This window comes from Caballeronia jiangsuensis (genome assembly GCF_046030135.1).
GTDB classification, from domain to species: Bacteria; Pseudomonadota; Gammaproteobacteria; order Burkholderiales; family Burkholderiaceae; genus Caballeronia; species Caballeronia jiangsuensis.
The window spans coordinates 105,011-125,978 of record NZ_JAQQDB010000015.1; the positions used below are offsets into that span (position 1 = coordinate 105,011).

17 protein-coding genes and 1 riboswitch are annotated in these 20,968 nt (G+C 61.3%); of the genes, 7 read left to right on the forward strand and 10 right to left on the reverse strand.

All coding sequences use genetic code 11. From position 1 onward, the window contains the following. Positions 1 to 59 precede the first annotated feature (59 nt). The 3 genes from ubiM to PQR08_RS17825 all read left to right on the forward strand — a co-directional run bounded on the left by ubiM (position 60) and on the right by PQR08_RS17825 (position 2,011). Positions 60 to 1,262, forward strand: coding sequence for a 5-demethoxyubiquinol-8 5-hydroxylase UbiM (gene ubiM, locus PQR08_RS17815; protein WP_408161969.1), 1,203 nt, complete (start codon positions 60 to 62; stop codon positions 1,260 to 1,262). Between the two features lie 103 nt (positions 1,263 to 1,365). Then, positions 1,366 to 1,608 carry a hypothetical protein gene (locus tag PQR08_RS17820; protein WP_238209535.1) on the forward strand — a complete coding sequence of 81 codons (243 nt, stop codon included), beginning with the start codon at positions 1,366 to 1,368 and terminating at the stop codon, positions 1,606 to 1,608. Next, the gene (locus PQR08_RS17825) at positions 1,595 to 2,011 is read left to right on the forward strand and encodes a type II toxin-antitoxin system VapC family toxin (protein WP_408161971.1); all 417 of its coding nucleotides are present in this window, start codon (positions 1,595 to 1,597) and stop codon (positions 2,009 to 2,011) included. The genes PQR08_RS17820 and PQR08_RS17825 overlap by 14 nt, the downstream gene beginning before the upstream one ends. Before the next feature lie 47 nt (positions 2,012 to 2,058). On the opposite strand, the gene PQR08_RS17830 is transcribed toward PQR08_RS17825, so the two are convergent. Genes PQR08_RS17830 through PQR08_RS17845 form a run of 4 tightly spaced genes read right to left on the reverse strand, consistent with a single transcriptional unit; the run spans position 2,059 to position 6,314 of the window. Further along, entirely contained in the window at positions 2,059 to 3,252 is a 1,194-nt protein-coding gene (locus PQR08_RS17830; RefSeq protein WP_250482922.1) for an acetyl-CoA C-acetyltransferase, read from the reverse strand. Then, entirely contained in the window at positions 3,245 to 4,027 is a 783-nt protein-coding gene (can, locus tag PQR08_RS17835) for a carbonate dehydratase (protein ID WP_187608740.1), read from the reverse strand. The genes PQR08_RS17830 and can overlap by 8 nt, the downstream gene beginning before the upstream one ends. A gap of 29 nt (positions 4,028 to 4,056) precedes the next feature. Then, positions 4,057 to 5,859 carry a bifunctional isocitrate dehydrogenase kinase/phosphatase gene (gene aceK / locus PQR08_RS17840; RefSeq protein ID WP_408161974.1) on the reverse strand — a complete coding sequence of 601 codons (1,803 nt, stop codon included), beginning with the start codon at positions 5,857 to 5,859 and terminating at the stop codon, positions 4,057 to 4,059. A gap of 32 nt (positions 5,860 to 5,891) precedes the next feature. Next, positions 5,892 to 6,314, reverse strand: coding sequence for a MerR family transcriptional regulator (locus tag PQR08_RS17845; RefSeq protein WP_238209541.1), 423 nt, complete (start codon positions 6,312 to 6,314; stop codon positions 5,892 to 5,894). 105 nt (positions 6,315 to 6,419) lie between these two features. Between PQR08_RS17845 and PQR08_RS17850 the strand changes: the two genes are divergently transcribed. Next, complete coding sequence (locus PQR08_RS17850) at positions 6,420 to 7,493, forward strand: MBL fold metallo-hydrolase (protein WP_408161976.1); 1,074 nt, start codon at positions 6,420 to 6,422, stop codon at positions 7,491 to 7,493. Positions 7,494 to 7,499: 6 nt separating this feature from the next. Here PQR08_RS17850 and PQR08_RS17855 read toward each other — a convergent pair whose 3' ends face one another. Next, the gene (locus PQR08_RS17855) at positions 7,500 to 9,095 is read right to left on the reverse strand and encodes an ABC transporter substrate-binding protein (protein ID WP_408161978.1); all 1,596 of its coding nucleotides are present in this window, start codon (positions 9,093 to 9,095) and stop codon (positions 7,500 to 7,502) included. A gap of 186 nt (positions 9,096 to 9,281) precedes the next feature. After that, positions 9,282 to 9,451, forward strand: a riboswitch (yybP-ykoY riboswitch). 93 nt (positions 9,452 to 9,544) lie between these two features. On the opposite strand from PQR08_RS17855, the gene PQR08_RS17860 reads away from it, so the two are divergent. The 3 genes from PQR08_RS17860 to PQR08_RS17870 all read left to right on the forward strand — a co-directional run bounded on the left by PQR08_RS17860 (position 9,545) and on the right by PQR08_RS17870 (position 14,402). Then, positions 9,545 to 10,555 (forward strand): sodium:calcium antiporter, encoded by a 1,011-nt coding sequence (locus PQR08_RS17860; protein WP_238209548.1) that lies wholly within the window; start codon positions 9,545 to 9,547, stop codon positions 10,553 to 10,555. Positions 10,556 to 10,825: 270 nt separating this feature from the next. Further along, complete coding sequence (gene vioA, locus PQR08_RS17865) at positions 10,826 to 11,971, forward strand: dTDP-4-amino-4,6-dideoxy-D-glucose aminotransferase VioA (RefSeq protein ID WP_371880318.1); 1,146 nt, start codon at positions 10,826 to 10,828, stop codon at positions 11,969 to 11,971. A gap of 127 nt (positions 11,972 to 12,098) precedes the next feature. Then, entirely contained in the window at positions 12,099 to 14,402 is a 2,304-nt protein-coding gene (locus PQR08_RS17870; protein WP_408161980.1) for a tetratricopeptide repeat protein, read from the forward strand. Between the two features lie 125 nt (positions 14,403 to 14,527). Here PQR08_RS17870 and PQR08_RS17875 read toward each other — a convergent pair whose 3' ends face one another. The 5 genes from PQR08_RS17875 to PQR08_RS17895 all read right to left on the reverse strand — a co-directional run bounded on the left by PQR08_RS17875 (position 14,528) and on the right by PQR08_RS17895 (position 20,893). Continuing rightward, positions 14,528 to 15,190 carry an acetyltransferase gene (locus tag PQR08_RS17875; protein ID WP_408161981.1) on the reverse strand — a complete coding sequence of 221 codons (663 nt, stop codon included), beginning with the start codon at positions 15,188 to 15,190 and terminating at the stop codon, positions 14,528 to 14,530. 226 nt (positions 15,191 to 15,416) lie between these two features. Beyond that, positions 15,417 to 17,525 (reverse strand): FkbM family methyltransferase, encoded by a 2,109-nt coding sequence (locus tag PQR08_RS17880; protein ID WP_408161983.1) that lies wholly within the window; start codon positions 17,523 to 17,525, stop codon positions 15,417 to 15,419. A 197-nt stretch (positions 17,526 to 17,722) separates the two neighbouring features. Continuing rightward, positions 17,723 to 18,022: a flagellar protein FliT gene (locus PQR08_RS17885; protein ID WP_371880314.1), complete on the reverse strand. Its 300-nt coding sequence runs from the start codon at positions 18,020 to 18,022 to the stop codon at positions 17,723 to 17,725. Between the two features lie 21 nt (positions 18,023 to 18,043). Then, on the reverse strand, positions 18,044 to 19,582 hold the full coding sequence (gene fliD / locus PQR08_RS17890) for a flagellar filament capping protein FliD (RefSeq protein WP_371880313.1): 1,539 nt from the start codon (positions 19,580 to 19,582) through the stop codon (positions 18,044 to 18,046). A 195-nt stretch (positions 19,583 to 19,777) separates the two neighbouring features. Further along, complete coding sequence (locus PQR08_RS17895; protein ID WP_408161985.1) at positions 19,778 to 20,893, reverse strand: flagellin; 1,116 nt, start codon at positions 20,891 to 20,893, stop codon at positions 19,778 to 19,780. Between the last annotated feature and the right edge of the window lie 75 nt (positions 20,894 to 20,968).

Here is a 20,968-nt window from a genome sequence, read left to right on the forward strand (position 1 = left end):
GCTCGTTCGTCAGCCGTTCGGCTATCGTTGTGCGCTTTCAGGAAAGTAAGACCGGAAAGATGGTGCATACCGATATCGTGATCGTCGGCGCGGGGCCGGCGGGTTTGTGTCTGGCGAATGCGTTGAGCGGGGCGGGTGTGTCGATCGTGCTCGTCGAGCAGCAGAGCCACGACGCGCTGCGCGAGCCCGCGTTCGACGGACGCGAGATCGCGCTGACGCAGCAGTCCGTCGCGTTTCTGAGGACGCTCGGCGTGTGGGAGCGCATCGATGCGCACGCGAAATCGCAGCTCGCGGATGCGCGCATCTTCAACGGGTCGTCGCCGTTCTCGATGAAGATCGGTCACGCGCTGTCCGGACATGCCGAGTTGGGCTGGCTCGTGTCGAATCATCTGATCCGGCGCGCGGCGTTCGACGCGTTCGAGCATCGCCGGGCGTCGGGCGCGGACATCCGCATCTTCGCGTCCGGGCGCGTGATCGATATCGATACCGATGCCTGCGGTGCGCGCGTGCGGCTCGAAAGCGGCGAGACGATCGCGGCGCAACTCGTCGTCGCGGCGGACAGCCGCTTCTCGGCCACGCGGCGCATGGCGGGCATCGCCGCCGACATGCACGACTTCGGCAAGTCGATGCTGGTCTGCTGCATGACGCACGACGCGCCGCACGATCACGCGGCGTGGGAATGGTTCGGTCATCGGCAGACGCTCGCGCTGCTGCCGATGAATCCCGATCCGCAGACGAGCGCGCATCGGTCGTCGGTCGTGGTGACGCTCGACGCGCGTGACACCGGGCGATTGAGCGCGCTGGATACCGATGCGTTCAATCGAGAGATCGAACGTCGCTTCGAGCGCAGGCTCGGGTCGATGACCTTGCGCACGACGCGGCATGTTTATCCGCTGGTGTCGGTGTATCCGAAGCGATTCGTGGCGAAGCGTTTCGTGACGGTCGGCGATGCGGCGGTCGGCATGCATCCGGTCACGGCGCACGGGTTCAATTTCGGGCTGGCCGGGATCGAGTTGTTTTCGCGGGCCATTTGCGATGCGCGTGCGGCGGGGCGCGATATCGCCGGCGATGCGCTGCTTGCGCGATACGAGCAAAAGCATCGGCGGGACACGCGGCCGCTTTATCTGATCACGCGATTGATCACCGAGGTCTATACGCGCGACTCGTTGCCCGCGCGGATCGCGCGTGATGCGATGTTGCGCATCGGCGAAAGATTGACGCCGTTCAAGCGCGCAGTGGCGATGTCGTTGGCGGGGCGGTGAAGGGGTCGTTGCAGTAAATTCCTATATCGTTTGGATGACTAGGGATGCTTATTAAATCGGAGTAGAGTCACGCTACTCGCAACGCTCAGACGAGGAGCAGACCATGTTCAAAATCATTCAGGGAACTTTACCGTCGAATATCGACGAGGAAGAGCTTCGGGAGATACAGGCGTATACCGCCCGACGCATGAAGATCGAGGCGGAGGTGCGAAGGCAGATGGGCGAGCCGGACGATGACGATAACGCAGGCTTCATCAGAGCCCTCCTGAGTTTTCCGAAGATCGACTGCGACGACTCCATTTTCGATCGTCACGCCAGCAACGGAGATTCCGATGTTTCTGGCTGATACCAACGTCATCAGCGAAACCAGGAGAGAAGAGCGCGCGAACGAAGGTGTTCGCGCGTTTTTTGAAGGCGCTGAACGGAGAAATCAGAGAATCCTTCTTTCTGTCGTCACCGTCGGCGAGCTTCGACGTGGCGTCGATTCGCTTCGCTACAAGGGCGACATGCGGCAGGCTGAAAATGTGGAAGCGTGGCTGAAAGGCGTTCTTCACGCATATGACAAGAAGATCGTGCCGGTCAACAGGGCGATCGCGGAGGTGTGGGGACGTCTCCGCGCTCGGCATCCCGAGCCTGCCGTAGACAGGCTCATTGCAGCAACGGCCCTGGCTCACGGTTTGACGGTAGTCACGCGCAATGTCAGGGACTTCGAGACAATCGGAGTGAAAATGCTGAATCCCTTCGACTAGCCATCACGCCGGCCCCGGCGCGTAGCACCCGGACCGGCCCGCACGACTCAAACCAGTTCCACCCCCATCGCCGTCGCTTCGCCGCCGCCGATACACAAACTCGCGACGCCGCGCTTCAAACCGCGCGTCTTCAACGCGCCGAGCAAGGTCACCAGAATGCGCGCACCCGAAGCGCCGATCGGATGCCCGAGCGCACATGCGCCGCCATTCACATTGACCTTGTCGTGAGGCAGATCGTGTTCGCGCATCGCGGCCATCGTCACGACGGCGAATGCTTCGTTGATCTCATACAGATCGACATCGCTCGCGCGCCAGCCGTTCTTCTCGAAGAGCTTCCTGATCGCACCGACGGGCGCAGTCGTGAACAACGCAGGCTCCTGCGCGAACGTGCTGTGCCCGACGACGCGCGCAATCGGCTTCACGCCGAGCCGCTTGGCCGTCGACTCGCGCATCATCACGAGCGCCGCCGCGCCGTCCGAAATCGATGACGAATTGGCGGCCGTCACCGTGCCGTCCTTGGCGAACGCGGGCTTGAGCGATGGAATCTTCTCGATGTTGGCCTTGAACGGCTGCTCATCGCGGTCGATCACGGTATCGCCCTTCCTGCCCTGCACGGTGACCGCCGCGATCTCCCACTTGAACGAGCCGTCTTCGTTCGCCCGTTTCGCGCGCCGCAGCGATTCGACCGCGAACGCATCCTGCGACTCGCGCGAGAACGCATACGACGATGCGCATTGCTCCGCGAACGTGCCCATCAGGCGGCCCTTTTCGTAAGCGTCTTCGAGGCCGTCGAGGAACATGTGATCCAGCACCTGACCGTGGCCCATGCGCATGCCGCCGCGCGCCTTCGGCAAGAGATACGGCGCGTTCGTCATGCTTTCCATGCCGCCCGCGACGATCACGTCGACCGATCCGGCCAGCAGCATGTCATGCGCGAACATCGCGGCGCGCATGCCGGAGCCGCACATCTTGTTGATCGTCGTGCAGCCGGTCGACAGCGGCAGCCCGCCGCCGAGCGCAGCCTGACGCGCGGGCGCCTGGCCTTGTCCGGCAGGCAGCACGCAACCCATGATCGCTTCGTCGATCTGCTCGGGTTTCACGCCCGCGCGCTCGACTGCGGCCCTGACTGCCGCGGCGCCGAGTTGCGGCGCGGTCAGCGAAGCGAAGTCGCCCTGAAACGCGGCCATCGGCGTGCGCGCCGCCGAGACGATGACGACGGGATCGTTTTGTGTCTCACTCATGTTTCAACTCCTTGATGACGCCTTGAATAACGGCGGGAATATCGCCCAGACGCGCCGCATCGGACGCGAGTACATCGTTCTCCGTGGAATGCGCGCCGCCGCGGCTCATTTCTGCAATGCCGGCGCGATACACCGGATCGATTTCGTCCGATGCGCTGATCATCATGCCCATGTTGCGCAAGCGGCCATCGTGCACGCCGTAGGTCCAGCCATGCACGGTGAGTTCCTGCCCGCGCGCCCATGCATCGTTGACGACGGTCGTGCGGCACACGTTGATGGTCTGCTCGATCGTGTTCAGCTCGACGAGACGACGATGCCGCGCATCGCCCATCGGCCATTCGTCGAGCAGCGCGGCGTGCTTCTCGCGCACGTCTTCGACATGGCGCAGCCAGTTGTCCGCGAGACCGACGCGCCGCCCGACGAGCGCCGCGCCCACGCCCGAGCAGCCGTAATGGCCGACAACCATGATGTGCTTCACCTTCAGCAGATCGACGGCGAACTGGATGACCGACAGACAGTTGAGGTCCGAGTGCACGACCACGTTCGCGATGTTTCTGTGCACGAACACTTCGCCCGGCGGCAGGCCGATGATTTCGTTGGCGGGCACGCGCGAGTCCGCGCAGCCGATCCACAGATACTCGGGCGTCTGCTGATGCGCGAGACGCTTGAAGAAATCGGCGTCCTCGGCGAGCTTGCGCTGAACCCATTCCTGATTGTTCGCGAACAGGTGGGCCAGCGGAGTCGAGGATTCGTTGTTGTCGGGAGTGTGGTTCATATTCGATAGTCAAAGCGGGACGGCGCGCGTCAGGCGGCGCGCGCGTCCTGTCGACCGGACTTCTCGAAGCGCTCCGGATACCGGATGCTGAATCGGACGTCCCGGTCATAGGGAAAGAAATCGGCGAGCTCGCCGCGCTGCAGTTGTTCCTTGTAGCGCTGCCAGAGCGCGGGATCGAAAAAATCCGCGTGATGGCGCATGAAAGCCTCGCGCACGCGCGGATCGCCGAGCAGAAATGTGCCGTACGTTTCGGGAAAGATATCGTGCGGCCCGACGGTATACCACGGCTCGCCCGACAACTCGTCTTCCTCGTTGCGCGGCGGCGGCACGCGGCGCACGTTGCAATCGGTCAGATACTCGATTTCATCGTAATCGTAGAACACCACGCGACCGTGCCGCGTCACGCCGAAATTCTTGTACAGCATATCGCCGGGGAAGATGTTGGCCTGGATCAGCTGCTTGATCGCATCGCCGTATTCCTTGATGCCGTGATCGATTTCGTCATCGCTTCCGTCTTTCAGGAAGAGATTCAGCGGCACCATGCGGCGCTCGATATACACGTGTCTGATGACGAGATTGTCGCCTTCGTACTCGATCATCGACGGCGCTTCTTTCTCCAGTTCGCGGATGAGCGCATCGTCGAGGCGCGCGACGGGCAGCGCGACGCTCGAATATTCGAGCGTATCGGCCATGCGGCCCAGGCGATCGTGACGCTTCACGAGCTGATACTTGTCCTGAATCTTCTGGCGCGTGGTTTCCTTCGGCGGCGGAAACGCGTCCTTGATGAGCTTGAACACGTAAGGAAAAGACGGCAGCGTGAAGACGATCATCACGAGCCCCTTGATGCCGGGCGCGACGATGAACTTATCGCTCGAATGCGACAGGTGATGCAGCAAGTCGCGATAGAAATCGTTCTTGCCCTGCTTCTGCAAGCCGACCGACGTATAGATTTCGGCCTTCGGTTTGCGCGGCATGATCGTGCTCAGGAACTGCACGAACGCCGACGGCACCTCCATGTCGACGAGAAAATACGAGTGCGAGAAGCTGAAGATGATGAGCACCTGCTCGCGCGAGAGCAACACGGTATCGAGCGCGAGCAGGCCGGGCGACGTGTGCCGGACCGCGATGGCGAAGGGCAGCAGCGCATCGCCGTTGATGACGCGCCCGACGATATACGCCGCCTTGTTCCGGAAGAACAGCGACGACAGCACATGAATCTGAAAATTCGGCGCGGGCGTGAGATCGCCGAAGGCGTCGCGCATCGCGTCCATCACGCACTGCACGTCGCGCGGCAAGTCCTCGAACGGCGGCTCCAGCTGAAAGTTCGTGACGATGCGTTCGAGCGTCGCGGCGAGGCCGTCCTTCTGCGGGTAATACGCGCGATACGTGGGCTTCGCGGCGGGTTCGTCGTTCTCGATATATTCGGTCGAGATCGCCGGTCGCACGAAAATGAAATCGTTGTTGAAGTACGAGCGATGCAGAATCTTGCAGCAAACCGAATTGAAGAACGTCTCCGCGCATTCGGGCTGCCGGTGCGTCGTCAGCAAGCCGATGTAATGCAGCTTGATCTGCTGCCACACGTCGTCGTCGATGTTCTCGGCGTCGTATTCGTCTTCGAGCGACGTCACGCACTCCGCGACGCGATCGTCATACGACGCGATGCGGTTTCGCGCCAGTTGCTGCAACGCGAGCCATTCGCCGCGCTCGAAGAGACCCTTCGCGTCGATCGCGGCCTCGCGGAATACGCGGTAATGATGCTCGAACCCTTCGAGTATCGTCTGCGCGACATCGAAGCCGATTTGCGACGAGAGCAGCTTGGGGAAATGATTCATGTCGACCCTTCGCTTCGCGTGTGGCGGTCACGTCATGCCGCTTTGGGCTTGCGTGCGCGCTTTTCCGTTCCCGCTGCGATCAGCGCGCGGCCTTGTTCCTCGTATGCGGCGAGTTCGGTGAGCGTCGTGTTCAGGTCTTCGAGCTGACGTTCGAGCACCTCGCGATGCGCCGCGATCGTATCGACGAAGGCTTGCAGTTGCGTGGTCGAGCCGGTGGGCGAGTCGTAGAGATCGAGCAGCGTGCGAATTTCCGACAGCGTGAAGCCGAGCCGCTTGCCGCGCAGCGTGAGCTTGAGGCGCGTGCGGTCGCGCGGCGAATACACGCGCCGCAGGCCGTTCGAGCCTTCGCGCTTCGGCGCGAGCAGGCCTTGATCCTCGTAGAAGCGGATCGCGCGCGGCGTGATGTCGAATTCACGCGCCAGTTCGGTGATGGTGTAGTGCGTCGGCTGAGTCATCGCGGGCCGGCAGCGCAAATGCGCGCGCAACGTTAGAATGGATGTTTACGTTATCGTCAACTTCGCCAAATTGCAACGCGGCGCAAACCCGGAGGCACGGACCGAATGAACGCCCTCGAACACCAGCTCGATTATGTTTTCGCCGACGCACTGCCCGAATCGGGCGGCGTCAAGGAAGTGGCGCCGGGCGTGTTCTGGTTGCGCATGCCGTTGCCGTTCGCGCTCGATCACATCAATCTCTGGCTGCTGCGCGACGAAATCGACGGCGTGAAGGGCTGGACCGTCGTCGATTGCGGCATTTCGAGCGACACGATCCGCGCCAGCTGGGAGCGCGTGTTCGACTCCGTGCTGGATGGTCTGCCGGTGCTGCGCGTGATCGTCACGCATTGCCATCCGGACCATCTGGGCCTCGCCGACTGGATCTGCAACGGTGGCGACAAAAAACGCTGGAACGTGCGCCTGTGGATCTCGCTGGGCGAATACGCGATGGGCCGCGTGATGGCCGCGGGCGACGGTTCCAACGCAGGCGGCGAGCGCGCTGCGGCGCATTTCGCGGCACACGGTCTGACCGACGAAGCCTCGCTCGATGCCTTGCGCAAGCGCGACAGCTATTACCCGACGCTCGTGCCGTCGATTCCCGCGGAATACCGGCGCATCCGCAACGGCGATGTCATTCGTATCGGCACGCGCAACTTGGAAGTGGTGTCGGGCTACGGCCATTCGCCGGAGCACAGTGCGCTCTTCTGCGCGGCCGACAAGCTGCTCATTTCCGGCGACATGGTGTTGCCGCGCATCTCGACGAACGTGTCCGTGTTCGCGGTCGAGCCGGAAGGCAATCCGCTCGCGCTGTATCTGGAATCGCTCGGCCGTTATGAAACGATGCCCGCCGATACGCTCGCGCTGCCGTCGCACGGCAAGCCGTTTCGCGGCGTGCAGACGCGCATCGGGCAATTGCGCGAGCATCATCGCGCGCGGCTGGCGGAAGTGCGCGAGGCGTGCGCCGCGAAACCCTGCAGCGCCGCCGATATCGTGCCGATCATGTTCAGGCGCAAGCTCGACATTCATCAGATGACATTCGCGCTCGGCGAAGCGCTCGCGCATCTGAACCTGCTCTGGCTCGATGGAACGTTGAAGCGTCAGACCGGCGACGATGGCGTGATCCGCTTCACGCCGGCCTGACAATATTTACTGCACCGAAACGCCGCCGAAGTTCACGCGCCCGAACGGACTCACGTTATAGCCGCTGACATTCGCACGCGTGAGCGCGGCGGCCGTCGGATAGACGAGCGGAATCCACAGCGCCTGATCGTGGATGATCTTCTGCGCATCGACATACGCCTTCGTGCGCTGCGCGACATCGGCTGTCGATTTGCCGTCGGCGATGAGTTTGTCGAGCTGGCTGTCGCAGTAGCGCGCGAAGTTGATGCCCGACTTCACCGCGTTGCAACTGAAGAGCGGTGACATGTAGTTGTCCGGGTCGCCGTTATCGCCGGCCCAGCCCATGAACAGCATGTCGTGCTGACCTTGTTTCGCTTCCTTGATCAGTTCGCCCCACTCGATCACTTTCACCTGCGCCTTCACGCCGATCTTCACGAGGTCCGCCTGCAGCAGTTCGGCGCCGGCTTTCGGATTCGGGTTCAGCACGCTGCCATTCGGGCGCACCCAGATCGTCGTATCGAAACCGTTCGGGAAGCCCGCGTCGGCGAGCAGCTTCTTCGCATCGGCGGATGAATACTTGTACGCCGTGACGTTCTTGTCGTAGCTCCACGTATTCGGCGGATACGGATTCACCGCGGGCGTGGCCGTGTTGTCGAACACGGTCTTCATGTACGTCGTGCGATCGAAAGCCATGTTGATCGCCTGACGCACCTTCGGATTATCGAGCGGCTTCTTCTGCGTATTGAGCGCGACGAACGCCGTCATGAACGCGGGCGCCTCGCTTACTTTCAGCGACTTGTCCTTCTTCGCGTCGAGCACATCCTGCGGCTTCGGCGACAGCGTGATCTGGCATTCGCCCGCCTTGATTTTTTGCGCGCGCACGGACGCATCCGGCGTGATCGCGTAGATCAGGCGGTCGATCTTCGGCTTCGGACCCCAGTACGCCGGATTGACGTCGTAGCGAATCACGGAATCCTTCGTATAGCTTTTCAGCACGAACGGCCCGGTGCCGATGGGCTTGCTGTTCAGATCGTTTTGCTGGTTCGCCTTCAGCAGCTTGTCGGCGTACTCGGACGAGTAGATCGAGGCGAATCCCATCGTGAGAATCGGCACGAAGGTCGCGTTCGGCTCGTTGAGCTCGAATTTCACGGTGTGGTCATCGACTTTCGATACGGCCTTGATGAGCTTCACGAGACCCATCGATTGCGCGTGCGGAAAGCCGCTCGCGCCCGCGACCTTGTGCCAGGGATTGCTGTCCGACAGCATGCGCTCGAACGTGAAGACGACGTCGTCGGCGGTGAGTGGACGCGTGGGCTTGAAATAGTCGGTCGTCTGAAACTGAACGTTCGGACGCAGATGGAACGTGTAGGTCAGGCCATCGCTGCTCACGTCCCACTTTTCCGCGAGCGAGGGCGCGACCTTCTTCGTGGCTTCGTCGTAGGAGACGAGCGTATTGAAGATGACATCCGCCGACGCATTGGTCGTCACGAGCGAATTGAATTGCACGACGTCGAAGCCATCCGGGCTCGATTCGGTGCAGACGGTAAGCGGCTTGGACAGCGCAAGCATCGGCGTGGCGAAGCATGCCACTGCGGCGGCTGCGGCAAAAAATTTCAGGCGCATGAGATCTCCCGATCTTCATTTTTGTTCGTGGATGAGCATGGCGCGCACGCAGCAAGCGACGCGCCCGGCGCGGCTAGATTAGCGAATGCATCGTGCGCCGACAACGATTCGATCGGCATACGCATATTCATGACATTTCTCTGCCGCACATGCGCGGCTTGCCCAAACCGGGCGCAGCAGGCTAAACTTGCGCCGTCTTTGGGGAGTAGCCTTCCTTCGTGAGCGAAGGAGAACGCGTCAACATCCTCGGCTCTGCTGCCGTGGCGCGTTCGACCAGAACGGTTTGGCGAGACCATCGATGCGCTATGTCGTTCTTGGTCGGACGGCGCGTGGCGCATCGTGGTTCGCTTGACGTCCGGCCGTGGAATCATCGTGTCCCCACAACTACAACATCCCTGTCTCTCGCGCACGCTTGCGCGCCTGTCGCATGTTTCGATGCGAGGTGCCGCATGACGATGCTCTTCCTCGAACTCGCGTTGATGCTCGCGATCATTCTGGTCGCCTCGGAGCTTTTCACGAATGCGCTCGAACATCTCGGCGAACGGCTCGGCATTTCCGAGGGCGTGACCGGATCGCTATTCGCGGCGGTCGGCACGGCGTTGCCTGAGACGACGGTGCCTATCATCGCATTGCTCGGCGGTACATCGAGCCGTGCGGTCAATGAAGAGATCGGCGTCGGCGCGATTCTCGGTGCGCCGCTCATGCTCGCGACCCTTTCCACTTGCCTGATGACGGTCGCGATTCTCAAGTCGCGCGGCTTGCGTGGACGGATCACGCCGGAGCGCAGCGGCTTCACACGCGATCTCAACTTCTTCCTGTGCGCGTTCCTGATCGCGTGCGCCGCGATGTTCGTGCCGCATCATGCGTGGGAGGTGCGTGCGCTGTTTGCGGCCGGGCTGGTTGGAGTCTATGTCGTCTATGTGATTTCGACGTTCAGGGCTTCGGCGAAGCTCGTCGAAGGCGGGCATGGAACGGAAGCGCCCGAGGCCCTGTTCGCGTCGCGTCTCGGTCTGAAGACGTCGCTCGGCACGATCATGCTGCAGTTTCTCGTCGGCATCGTGTTGCTCGTCGGCGGCGCGAAGGGATTCATTCACGGCGTCGAGGGCGTGTCGCATGCGCTGGGGATTTCGGCGCTGCTGCTGTCGCTCATCATCATTCCGATCGCCACGGAATTGCCCGAGAAGGTGAACAGCATCATGTGGGCGCGCAGAGGGAAGGACACGCTCGCGTTCGGCAACATCACCGGGGCGATGGTGTTTCAAGGGACGCTGCTGCCGGGAATCGGCATCATGTTGACGCCGTGGGAGCCGCGGATCGAGGTGCTGACCGGCGTGCTGATCACGCTCGCGGCGGCGGCGTGGTTGCGGTTCAACGCGAAAGACAATGGCGTCGTGCTGTGGGCGCTGCTCGGGAATGGCGTGCTGTACGCGGCGTATCTCGCGTTGACGCTCGGGCGCTGAGAAATAAGAAATGCCCGCCGAAGCGGGCATCAAGAGCGAAGCAGCGCGCCGGACATCGGCGCGTTGTTCTTGTTGTTCTTGGAAGTGTTATCGGCGTGAAAAGAAAAAACTTTAGGGCGTGGCGTTTAATCTGGCGGATCGAGCGCAGCCGGCCCCGGGGGGCCATTGCCGGAAGTAGCACGGTTTCCCGCCTCATCTCCGGGCTTTGGATCGCGGTCGTCGAACGGATAATTTGACGGACACTCATCTTCGGTCCGACAGGAAACCCATATGTCCGCCAGCGTACAACTTCGCGCCGTTCCTCCACGGACCGACGAACGCATTTACGTCACCCAGCCGCACCTGCCGCCGCTCGCGGAGTTCCTGCCTTATTTGCAGGAAATCTGGTCGAGCAAGATCCTGACCAATGGTGGACCGTTTCACCGCCAGCTTGAGCAGGCGCTATGCGACTATCTCGGCGTGAAGTATCTCTCGCTGTTCGCCAACGGTACGCTTGCTCTCGTCACTGCTCTGCAGGCGCACCGCATTACCGGTGAAGTCATCACGACGCCGTACTCGTTCGTCGCGACGGCCCATTCTCTGCTCTGGAACGGCATCAAGCCGGTGTTCGTCGATATCGATCCGAACACGTTGAATCTGGATCCGAAGAGGATTGAGGAAGCGATCACGCCGCAGACGACCGCAATCATGCCCGTGCATTGCTACGGCCATCCCTGCGACGTCGAAGCGATTCAGAAAATCGCGGACAACTACAACCTGAAGGTCATCTACGACGCGGCCCACGCCTTTGGCGTGCGCACCGAATCGGGCAGTGTGCTGCAGCACGGCGACCTCTCCGTACTCAGTTTTCATGCGACGAAGGTGTTCAACACGTTCGAGGGCGGCGCGATCATCTGTCCCGACGCGAAAACGAAACAGCGAATCGATCATCTGAAGAACTTCGGTTTCGTGGATGAAGTCACGGTCGTGGCGCCGGGAATCAACGGCAAGATGAGCGAGGTGAACGCCGCGTTCGGCATGCTGCAGCTTCAGCACATCGACGCCGCGCTGGAGTCGCGCAAGAAAATCGACGCGACGTATCGCAGGCTGCTAAGTCAGGTTCGAGGTATCCGATGCCTTGGCGACAGCGGCGAAACGGTGGCCAACTATTCCTATTTCCCGATTCAAGTCGATGCCGACTTTCCGCTGAGCCGCGACGCGCTCTACGACAAGTTTCGCGAACAGGAAATCATCGTCCGTCGCTACTTCTATCCGCTGATCTCCGATTTCCCGATGTATCGGGGACTGCCGTCAGCGCATCGAAGCAACTTGCCTTGCGCGGCGGATGCCTCGTCCAAGGTGCTGTGCCTGCCTATTTACCCGGGGCTGTCCGAGGCAGATATCGACAGGATCGTCGAGGTCATCGAGAGCTGCTGAGCCGCGCGACACCGATGACCGCGCTTAGGTCATAGGTCGAACAACGCCCCCTTCTGACGTCATCTTCGGAGATGAACGTTGATGCCTAGACCGCACACTTGCGGTATTCCAAGTAACACAGAACATCATGAATAGCCATCTGTCGCTCGCCGAAGCCGTCGCCCTTGCATCTCCGTCCGAACAGGATATCGTCGTCGCCCTGAAAACCGCGCTGCAGCATCAGCAAAACGGCGAGCACGGCGAGGCCGAGCGTCTGTATCTCGGCATTCTGGCGGCAATGCCCGGTCAGCCGGACGCGAACTTTCATCTTGGGACGCTGTACGTGCAAACCGGCAGTCCGTCCAGGGCGCTGCCTCACTTCGAAGCGAGCATCGGGGCAATACCGCAGAACGGTCAGTACTGGTTCGCCTACGTCAACGCGCTGATCGAGGACAAGCAGGTGTCGGCGGCCTGGATCGCTTTCGAAATCGGTCAGAAGCACGGACTCGAAGGACCCCTGGCGGACCACCTGATCAGACGTATGACGGGTGCGGTCGAAGTGAGCTTCGTGCCTGCCGCCGCGCCGACTCCGGCGCCGGTCGTCGATACCAAGGTCAGGAAAGTTGGCGCGACAGGAATCCGCCGCCCTTCGACGCGCGAGATCAATCACTTTTCGGCTTTGTTCAACAAAGGCCAGTTCGGGGACGCTGCCAAAGCCGCGTCCACCATGACCCAGCGCTATCCGCAGGACGGAAGTGCGTGGCGTTGCCTGGGTGTTGCGCTCAATCGCGATGGCCGGCATGGCGAGTCCGTCGCGCCGCTGAAAAGTTCGATCGAACTGGAACCGGGCGACATTCAGACTCGGGTGTTGCTCGCCGATACACTCGTGGTTCTGGGGCAGCACGGCGCCGCGGAAAGCGAGTGCCGGACCATTCTGGAAAGCGCTCCGGACCGTGCTGAAGCTTACCGCATCATGGGCATTGCGCTGGGTGGCCTGGGAAGGTTCCACGATGCCGTGGCCTCGTGCCGCCGGGCCATCGAACTGGCGCCGTCCTCATCGGGAAACCACGGGACGCTCGGGATGCTGATGCTCGAGGCCGGCATGATGTCCGAGGCGGCAGAACATCTGCGCCGTGCAGTCGAGGTCAACCCCGGCGACGCCGCTTCCCACAGCAATCTGCTGTTCTGCCTCGTGCATCAAACGGACATCGATCAGGGCGCCTTGCTCGCGGAGCATCGGAACTTCGCACATCACCACGAGGCATCGATTCCGAAGCTCCAGTTGAAGCGTCAAATCGATCGATCCCCCGGCCGAATCCTGCGGGTCGGTTTCGTCTCGGGCGACCTTTTCACTCACGCGGTGGCGTCTTACGTGCTGCCCGTGCTGAAGAGCATGGCCGACGACTCGAGCATTCAAACCTATATCTACTACAACCACACGGTCGAGGACGCGACGACCCAGCGGTTCCGCGCCTGTACTTCGCACTGGCGTCAGGTTTCGAGAATGTCCGACGAGCAGCTCGCGCGCACGATTCAAACCGACGGCATCGACATTCTCGTCGATCTGTCGGGCCATACCGGTCGCAACCGGCTGCTGTCCTTCGTCCGCAAACCCGCACCGATTCAGGCCAGCTGGATTGGTTATCCGGCAACGACAGGGCTGTCGACGGTCGACTATTACCTCGCCGATCGCTTTTTCGCGCCGCTTGAACTGGTGTCCGGTCAACTCACCGAAAAGATCGTGCATCTGCCTGCGATCGGACCGTTCATCCCCGCGGAGAACAGCCCGCCAGTCAACCTCTTGCCGGCACTCCACAATGGATATGTCACCTTCGGCAGCTTCAACCGCATCAACAAGCTTCGCCCGGACGTGATTGCGCTTTGGGCGAAAGTGATGCATGCGGTGCCGAATTCCAGGATGCTCATCGGCGCAATGCGCAGAGAGGGTGACCAGTCCGATGAAGCGAGGGTGACCAAATGGTTCGCCGACGCGGGCATATCGCAATATCGGCTTGCGTTCCGGCAGCGATCGAGCGTCTCCGTGTATTTGCAGCAGCACCATCAGGTCGACATGTGCCTCGATGCATTTCCGTATTCGGCTTCGACCACCACGCTCAACGCGCTGTGGATGGGCGTGCCGACATTGACGATGGTCGGCGACTCGCTCGTCAGCCGCGCCTCGACCGCATGGACGGCGCATGTCGGGCTCGATCGCTTCGTCGCGCGAGATCAGGACGATTTTGTTCGATTGGCCGTATCGACCGTGGGCGAGCTTGCCACGCTCAACGAAATCAGGCTGGGCCTGCGCGATCGCTGCCGTCAGTCGGCCGTGTTCCAGCCGGATGTGGTTGCCGAAGGCGTCTCTCGTGCATTCAGAACGATGTGGCAACGATGGTGTGACGGACTGCCCGCTGCGCATATCGACGCAACCGGAAGTCCGATCGACGGTTGAGCGATTGCACGAGCTTGTCGATGTAGTTTCGAATGGCCGCGGGAGACGGGAAGTCGCCGCGGCTTTCGTCATTGAGGCGACCCAGGCGAGTCTTCATGCTCGGCGCCATTCGTGCCGGCCGCCGCTCAAGCCTTCTTTCGCACGAGCGGGCGAGCCGGATTTCCGACGACCGTGACACCCGGCGGAACGTCTTTCGTGACGACGGCGCCCATGCCGACGGTCGCCCCTTTTCCGATGCGCAGCGGCTTGTCGGGCGAGCCCTGCCTCAGAACGGCTCCGGTGCCGATATAGACGTCGTCCTCGATGACGACGCGCCCGTTACACGATACCCGTGGCGCGAACGTGACGAAGTCGCCGACGATGCAGTCGTGCGCCACGTAGCTATAGGTGTTGCACTGGAAGTGGCGACCGATCCTCACATTCGATCTGCACATGGAAAAGTCGCAGAACACGGCGCCTTCACCCACCTGCACGTCATCCTGACAGACGTATGTCGATGCAGCCAGCGTCCCGAATACCAGCTCCTCGCGCTCACAGCGTTCCACGATGGATCGGCGCGCCGGTGACGAGCCGAGCGACACGATTACCTCACGGTCTCTATGCCGGGACGAGATGAGGTCAGTGAACGAGATCACGGCTACACCGTTCTTTTCCGTGCCGATTTCGCATGCCGTGTCTGACACGAAGACGATATCCGGCGGGACGTCGGAAAGGCTGGCGCGAGTTCTTGCCAGAGGCAGAAGCTCCCGGCCGGAACCTCCGCAACCATAGATTGCGATGCGCTCCATTGTTCACTCCAGATCGAGGGAGAAATTCAGATAACCCATGGCGTGTGAGCCGACTTTGTCGAGGGGTCATTGATTGTAGGCGATCCCGCGACGAGCAGGTTTTGCAGCGCTGCCGTCGGGCAAGGAGGAAAGGGCTGCGAGTAAACGGAAAACGGGCGCGGATTCACATCCGCGCCCGTCTGCTCCGCCCGATCGACCGGCGCCGCTACTGGCGCGCGTCAACGATTCAAGCCAGGGCTTCCGCTTCGGCGATCGTCAATTTCTCAGGCAAGGCTGCATCGAAGAATCGCAGATCGACGGCCATTAGATCCATCTCGTAGTAGAAGAAGATGTATCCCTGATCGACGAGATCGCTCGCGAGCGCGGCATGTTCTTCCTGCGACAGGTTCACGACCTCGATATTGATGACTTTCGGACGATATGCCGTGAAATCGAATTGCCGGAATACCCGGTAATCGAACCCTTCCGTATCGATCTGCAAAACGTCGATGTGCGACACCGCGTTGCGATCGAGGACAGCGCGCAACGGCAATCCCTCGACCATCTGAACTTCGACGTAGTCCTCAAAATCCTTCAGTTTCGTGTCGCTGAAGGTCGACATTCCGCCGAGCCAATGCGGCAGATTATGTTTGCGGATGGTCTCCTGTGTAACCCGGTACAAGGGGAAACTGCCAGCTTGTTCCGCGATCGCCACGTTCTCGAAGATCAGTCCGTTGGTCCCGGCGTAGTTCGCCTTGAGTTGGACCATCATGTCGGGGAGCGGTTCGATGAGGATGCCCTTCCAGCCAAATTGCTTCACGTAAGGATGAATCGGGTCATAGCTCTTGCCATCCATTGCGCCAACTTGAATGAAATCGACCTTCTGGGTGCGCTCGCTGAGGATCTGGAAAATATCGCCGGGCGTGTTCCAGGATAGCCAGCCTTGCCGCTCCAGCACGGAACGCTTGTAGTCGTGATAGCGACCTTTCGAGTGCTTGACCGTCGTCACGACCCAGGTCAGCGCATCATCCGAATGGCTGATATCGAACAGCTTCTTTCCGCCTTGCCACGACCCGGCGGGTGCATTGGCCAGCACTTCGTCGAATGCAACCGAGAGACCGATCTGATCCAGAAACCACAGTCGATTGTGCTGAGCCAGATTGTGCTGGATCAAAGCGGCAGCCAGACTGATATAGCGGCGACTGATTTCCGTCGGGGCGAGATAGACGAAGCCGCCGGGCACTTTCTCCCAGAACGGCGCAAACGGCAGGTCGGTGGTGATCACATCGGCATGCAGATCGTGCTCGGCAATCCACTTCCGCCAGCTTTTGCGGAACAGGCAATCGGCGTCGACGACCATCACTGGCGCGTTAAGCATCTCGAGCAATTGCGACGCGACCACGAAGCGGCGCGACGCGAAATAGACGTTCGCTCCTTCCTTTACCCAGGTCGGTTCCTCGAACGTCGCGGTGATCGTCAATTCCGGGAAGCGCTCGTACAGTTGCGTCACATAAGCGCGAACACTCGGATTCGGGGCGTAGAGATGCAGGTGAACGCACAGTTCTTCTGCATTGGTTTCGCGCAACGAACCGATCAGCGCGAGCGCATGCGCGAAGAAGTAATTTTCATCGCACGCGATCAGAGCGGTCGGGCGGCTTCGCACACCGGCCTCAGGCCGGATGAGCCAATTCAATGAAGGCAACGGAGCGTGCGCGGCGACCGGCGCGGTGAGAATCGAGAAATCGACGGGATCGGTCGGACGCTCGCCCAGCTTGTAGGCGCAAGCCATGCCCATCAGCGAAACCGTCGGATTGCGCGCCTGCACGTTTGCCGCAAAGAGTCGTTCGAGGAACGGCAGCGCTGCTTCGTAGTCGCCGGCGATCGTCGAGACCATCGACATCATCATTTGCAGCGTCGCTGATTTCTCGACCAGCATGGGCACCTGGTTCAGCAGCGCGATCATCGCTTCGATTTCGCCGAGCCGATACAGCAACTGAGCGGCGATCACGACATATTGCTCGGTCGGATCGAGGCTCAGCACGCGATCGACACCGGTCTTGATGGCATCGACGAGCGGACGCTGCAATGGCGTTTGCAGTCCGTCGCGGGAAGCGTCGAACGCCAGGTTCGCTTGCGAGATCAGCAGCAGCATCAGTTTGAGCGCTGCGTCCTTGTTTGCCGGCAGCCCGGAGTGCACGGGCATCAGATGTTCGGCGAGCGCGGCGGTATCGCACGAATTCAGCGCCGTCTGGACGAGTTCCCGCGGCAGGTTGCCGATCGCCGGAAAGGAGAATTCCCGGGTGAAGACATCCCGGTAATACTGATGCATTTTTTCGGCTGCTTCGTATTGCGACATCTGCGTCCCTCGACCGTTTCGCTAGTTGGCGGTCGCCCGAAAACGGGTAACCTGTGTAGCAAAATTCTAGCGAGGGTCTTGCGCGGACAAAGCGTCGAACTGGAGGGCAAACACGAGCCAATTCACGAGACGAGTGTGACTGGCAGCGGGGCGCGATCACCGTGCCCGATTCGACCTCGCACCGCGCCCAGTGACGTTCAGAACCGCGCCGCCTGGTGATATCGGCCAGCGGCATTTGCCTTGTCCATCGCGAGGCGATAGCCGGTCGAGAGCAGCACGTTCGCCTCTTGCACTTGCGACATCATCGACTCGATGCTCGCCTGAATCTTGCGGATGATGACGAGCGCGTCGGCGGACTGCTCCGCTCCGATCTGCATGACGAGCGGCGTGCGCGCCTGCGTGAGTTCGGCCGCTTTCACCCAGTCCTCCGCGGCGACAGCGGCTTCGATGGCCTCGGTCAGTGTCCAGGCGTGCTGGATCAATTCGTACTGGTTCATGTTCGACTCCGGTATTCGCGCTTACTTCGCGTTCGTGGCCATTGCGCCCGCGCTGTTGGTGCCGCCGAACAGCTGCGTCAGGTAGCTCGACTGAGTCTGCATCTGCGACATCAGCGTGTTGAGCGCCGTGAACTGCGTGTTGTATTGAGTGGTCAACTGCTGCGTGTACGAGGTGAGCTGCGTCTGCTGATCCGAGATGCTCTTCAGGTCGGCGTTCAGGGCCGTCGTGCGGGTGTCGATGAGGCCGCCCGTCGCAAGATAACTCGTCAGGCTCGTGTTCAGTTGCGCCGCGACGCCGTTGCTCGAATTGAACAGCTGGGCTACCGTGCTGGTGCTATTGGTGAGGGCATCGGTCAGCGCGTCTTCATCGGTTTTCAGCGTGCCGTCCGGTTGCAACGTGATGCCGATGGACGCGAGGTTCACCTGATTGGTCCCACTGCCGATGCCCTTGCTGATCGTGCTCGAAATCGTGTTCTTGATCGCGTTCATCATCGAGTCGCCGAGCAGCGCGCCTTGCGAGCTGGCCGTCGAGTCGTACGACGTGAGCGACGCCGCCGTCGTGATGAAGTTGTTGTACGCCGTAACGAATGCGTCGATCGTCGTCTTCTGACCGCTGATGTCCTGACCGATCGTCAGATTCTGCGTGGTGCCAACCGAGTCCGACGTGAGCGACATGTTGAGGCCGGTGATCGCGCCCTTGATCGAATTCGACGCGCTCGTGATCGCCGTGCCCGCGACCGTCAGATGCGCGTCCACGCCCGAGGTCGTCTGCTTCCAGCCATTCGTGCCGTCGATGGTCGTGTGCTCGGGCACGGTGATCGTGCTGTTCGGATCGTTCGGGGCGGGATCGGTCGTCGTGGTCGACGAGGTGACCGCGAGCTTGTTGATCGGCGAATTGGTGGAGCTGGCGTCCGGCGTGACGCCGATGTTGATGGCGTTGGCGAGTCCCGTCGACGAGGAGCGCAGCACGAGGTGCGCGCCGTCCGTGCCGTTGACGATGGTTGCCGTGACGCCCGGATTGTCGGACGCCGAATTGATCGCGTTAGCGATGCCCGAGAGCGTGTTGTTGCTGCTGTCGAGCGTGATCGTGCTTTGCTTGTTGCCGACCTTGATGGTCATCGTGCCGGAGCCGAGATTGTCCGTCGTCGAGAAGACGCCGGACGTCAGCGACTGCGCCGACGCGATGTTCGTCACGTTGACCGCATAGCTTCCTGCTACCGCGCCGGTGGTGGTGGATGCCGTGAGACCCTTGCCGTCCGAAGTCGCGGTGAACGACGACATGGACGTGCCGTCGGCCAGCTTCGAGAGCGAGCTTTGCAGCAGCGAGAGGACAGACTTGAGCGAACCGACCGCGGTGAGCTGCGTGTTGTCGGCTGTCTGCTTGTTGGTGAGCGCGGCGGTCTGTCCGGCGACCTTCGCATTGACGAGCGCCGAAACGAGCGAGTTCACGTCCATCGTCGAATTCGTCGAACCGCTGATGATCGACTGCGCAGCCTGTTGTACGGCGCTGTTCGGATCGACAGTGGTGCCCGATGTGGAGGTCGTGGCTACGGTGGTCATGTGTACTCCGTTCGTTGCGTGTGGCGTTTGTCTGAATGTGGGCGAAAAACGCTGGGTTTTCCGCAAACGCGAACCGGGAGACGAGCTCCCGGTGCGCTGACTTGCTGCTTCGTTGCTTCTGTGTTGCGACGTTTCGTCATGAACGGCGCGCGTTTCAAGTAATTCGCGCGCCGCTTACTGCATCTGCGATGTTGCTTAGCCGAGGAGCTTCAGCACTTGCTGCGGCATCGAGTTGGCTTGCGCCAGAACCGAGATACCGGCTTGCTCGAGCACTTGCGCCTTGCTCAGGTTCGCGGTTTCTTGCGCGAAGTTCGCGTCCATGATCTGCGACTGAGCCGACGACAGGTTGGTCGCCTGAGCCGACTGAGCCGACGCGACCGACGAGAAGCGGTTCTGCGTGGCGCCCAGGCTTGCCTGGAGCGTGTTGATCGTCGCGAGAGCGTTGTCGACCGAGTAGATCGCGGATGCTGCGCCACCGCTTGCCGAAACGTCGATGCTGTTGATGTTCGGAACCGATGCGGCCGTCTTCAGGGTCGCCACTTCCGTGACTTGGGTACCCGAGGTCGGAGCCGAGCCGCCGCTGAATGCTGCGCCGTTGAGCGTGAAGTTGCCGCCCGTCGTGGAGCTGAACAAGTTCGAGCCCGTGAACGCATTGCCGGCGTTGTCCTCGTAGGTGAAGCCGCCGCTGCCGTCGGCCTTCACGGTCACCGAAGTGATCGTGCCGCCGGTGGTGTACGCACCGTTGGTGCCCAGCGACAAGCCGTCGATCGTACCCAGCGTGGTGCCCTTGGACGGCGTGCCGAGTGCCGTAGCCGACACGTTCGCGCTCGACAGATCAACCGAAATGCTCTGGCCGACGTTCGCGCCAACCTGGAACGACAGGCTGCCTGCCGAGCCATCGAGAAGGCTCTTGCCGTTGAACGTCGTTTGCGACGAAACACGGTTGATTTCGCTGATACGCTGCGTCACTTCCTGTTGCAGTGCAGCCTGGTCCGACGTCGAGAGCGAGCCGCTCGAAGCCTGAACAGCCAGCTGACGAATACGCTGCAGGTTGTCGGCGATTTGCGACAGACCGCTGTTTGCGGTTTGAACGAGCGACACGCCGTCGTTGGCGTTCGACACGCCCTGGTTCAGGCCGTTGATCTGCGCCGTCATGCGGGTGGCGATCGCGAGGCCGGCTGCGTCATCCGCGCCGCTGTTGATGCGCTTGCCGGACGACAGGCGGGTGATGGCCGACGACAGCGCGCTTTGCGTGCCGTTGAGGTTCTGCTGGGCAACCAGCGAATTGATATTGCTATTGATACCGATCATTTTTGCTCTCCTGGGAGACTTTGTCTGGCTTTGGCTTTGGCTTTGGCACCGAGTGTTGCCTGGCGGTCCTGCGCT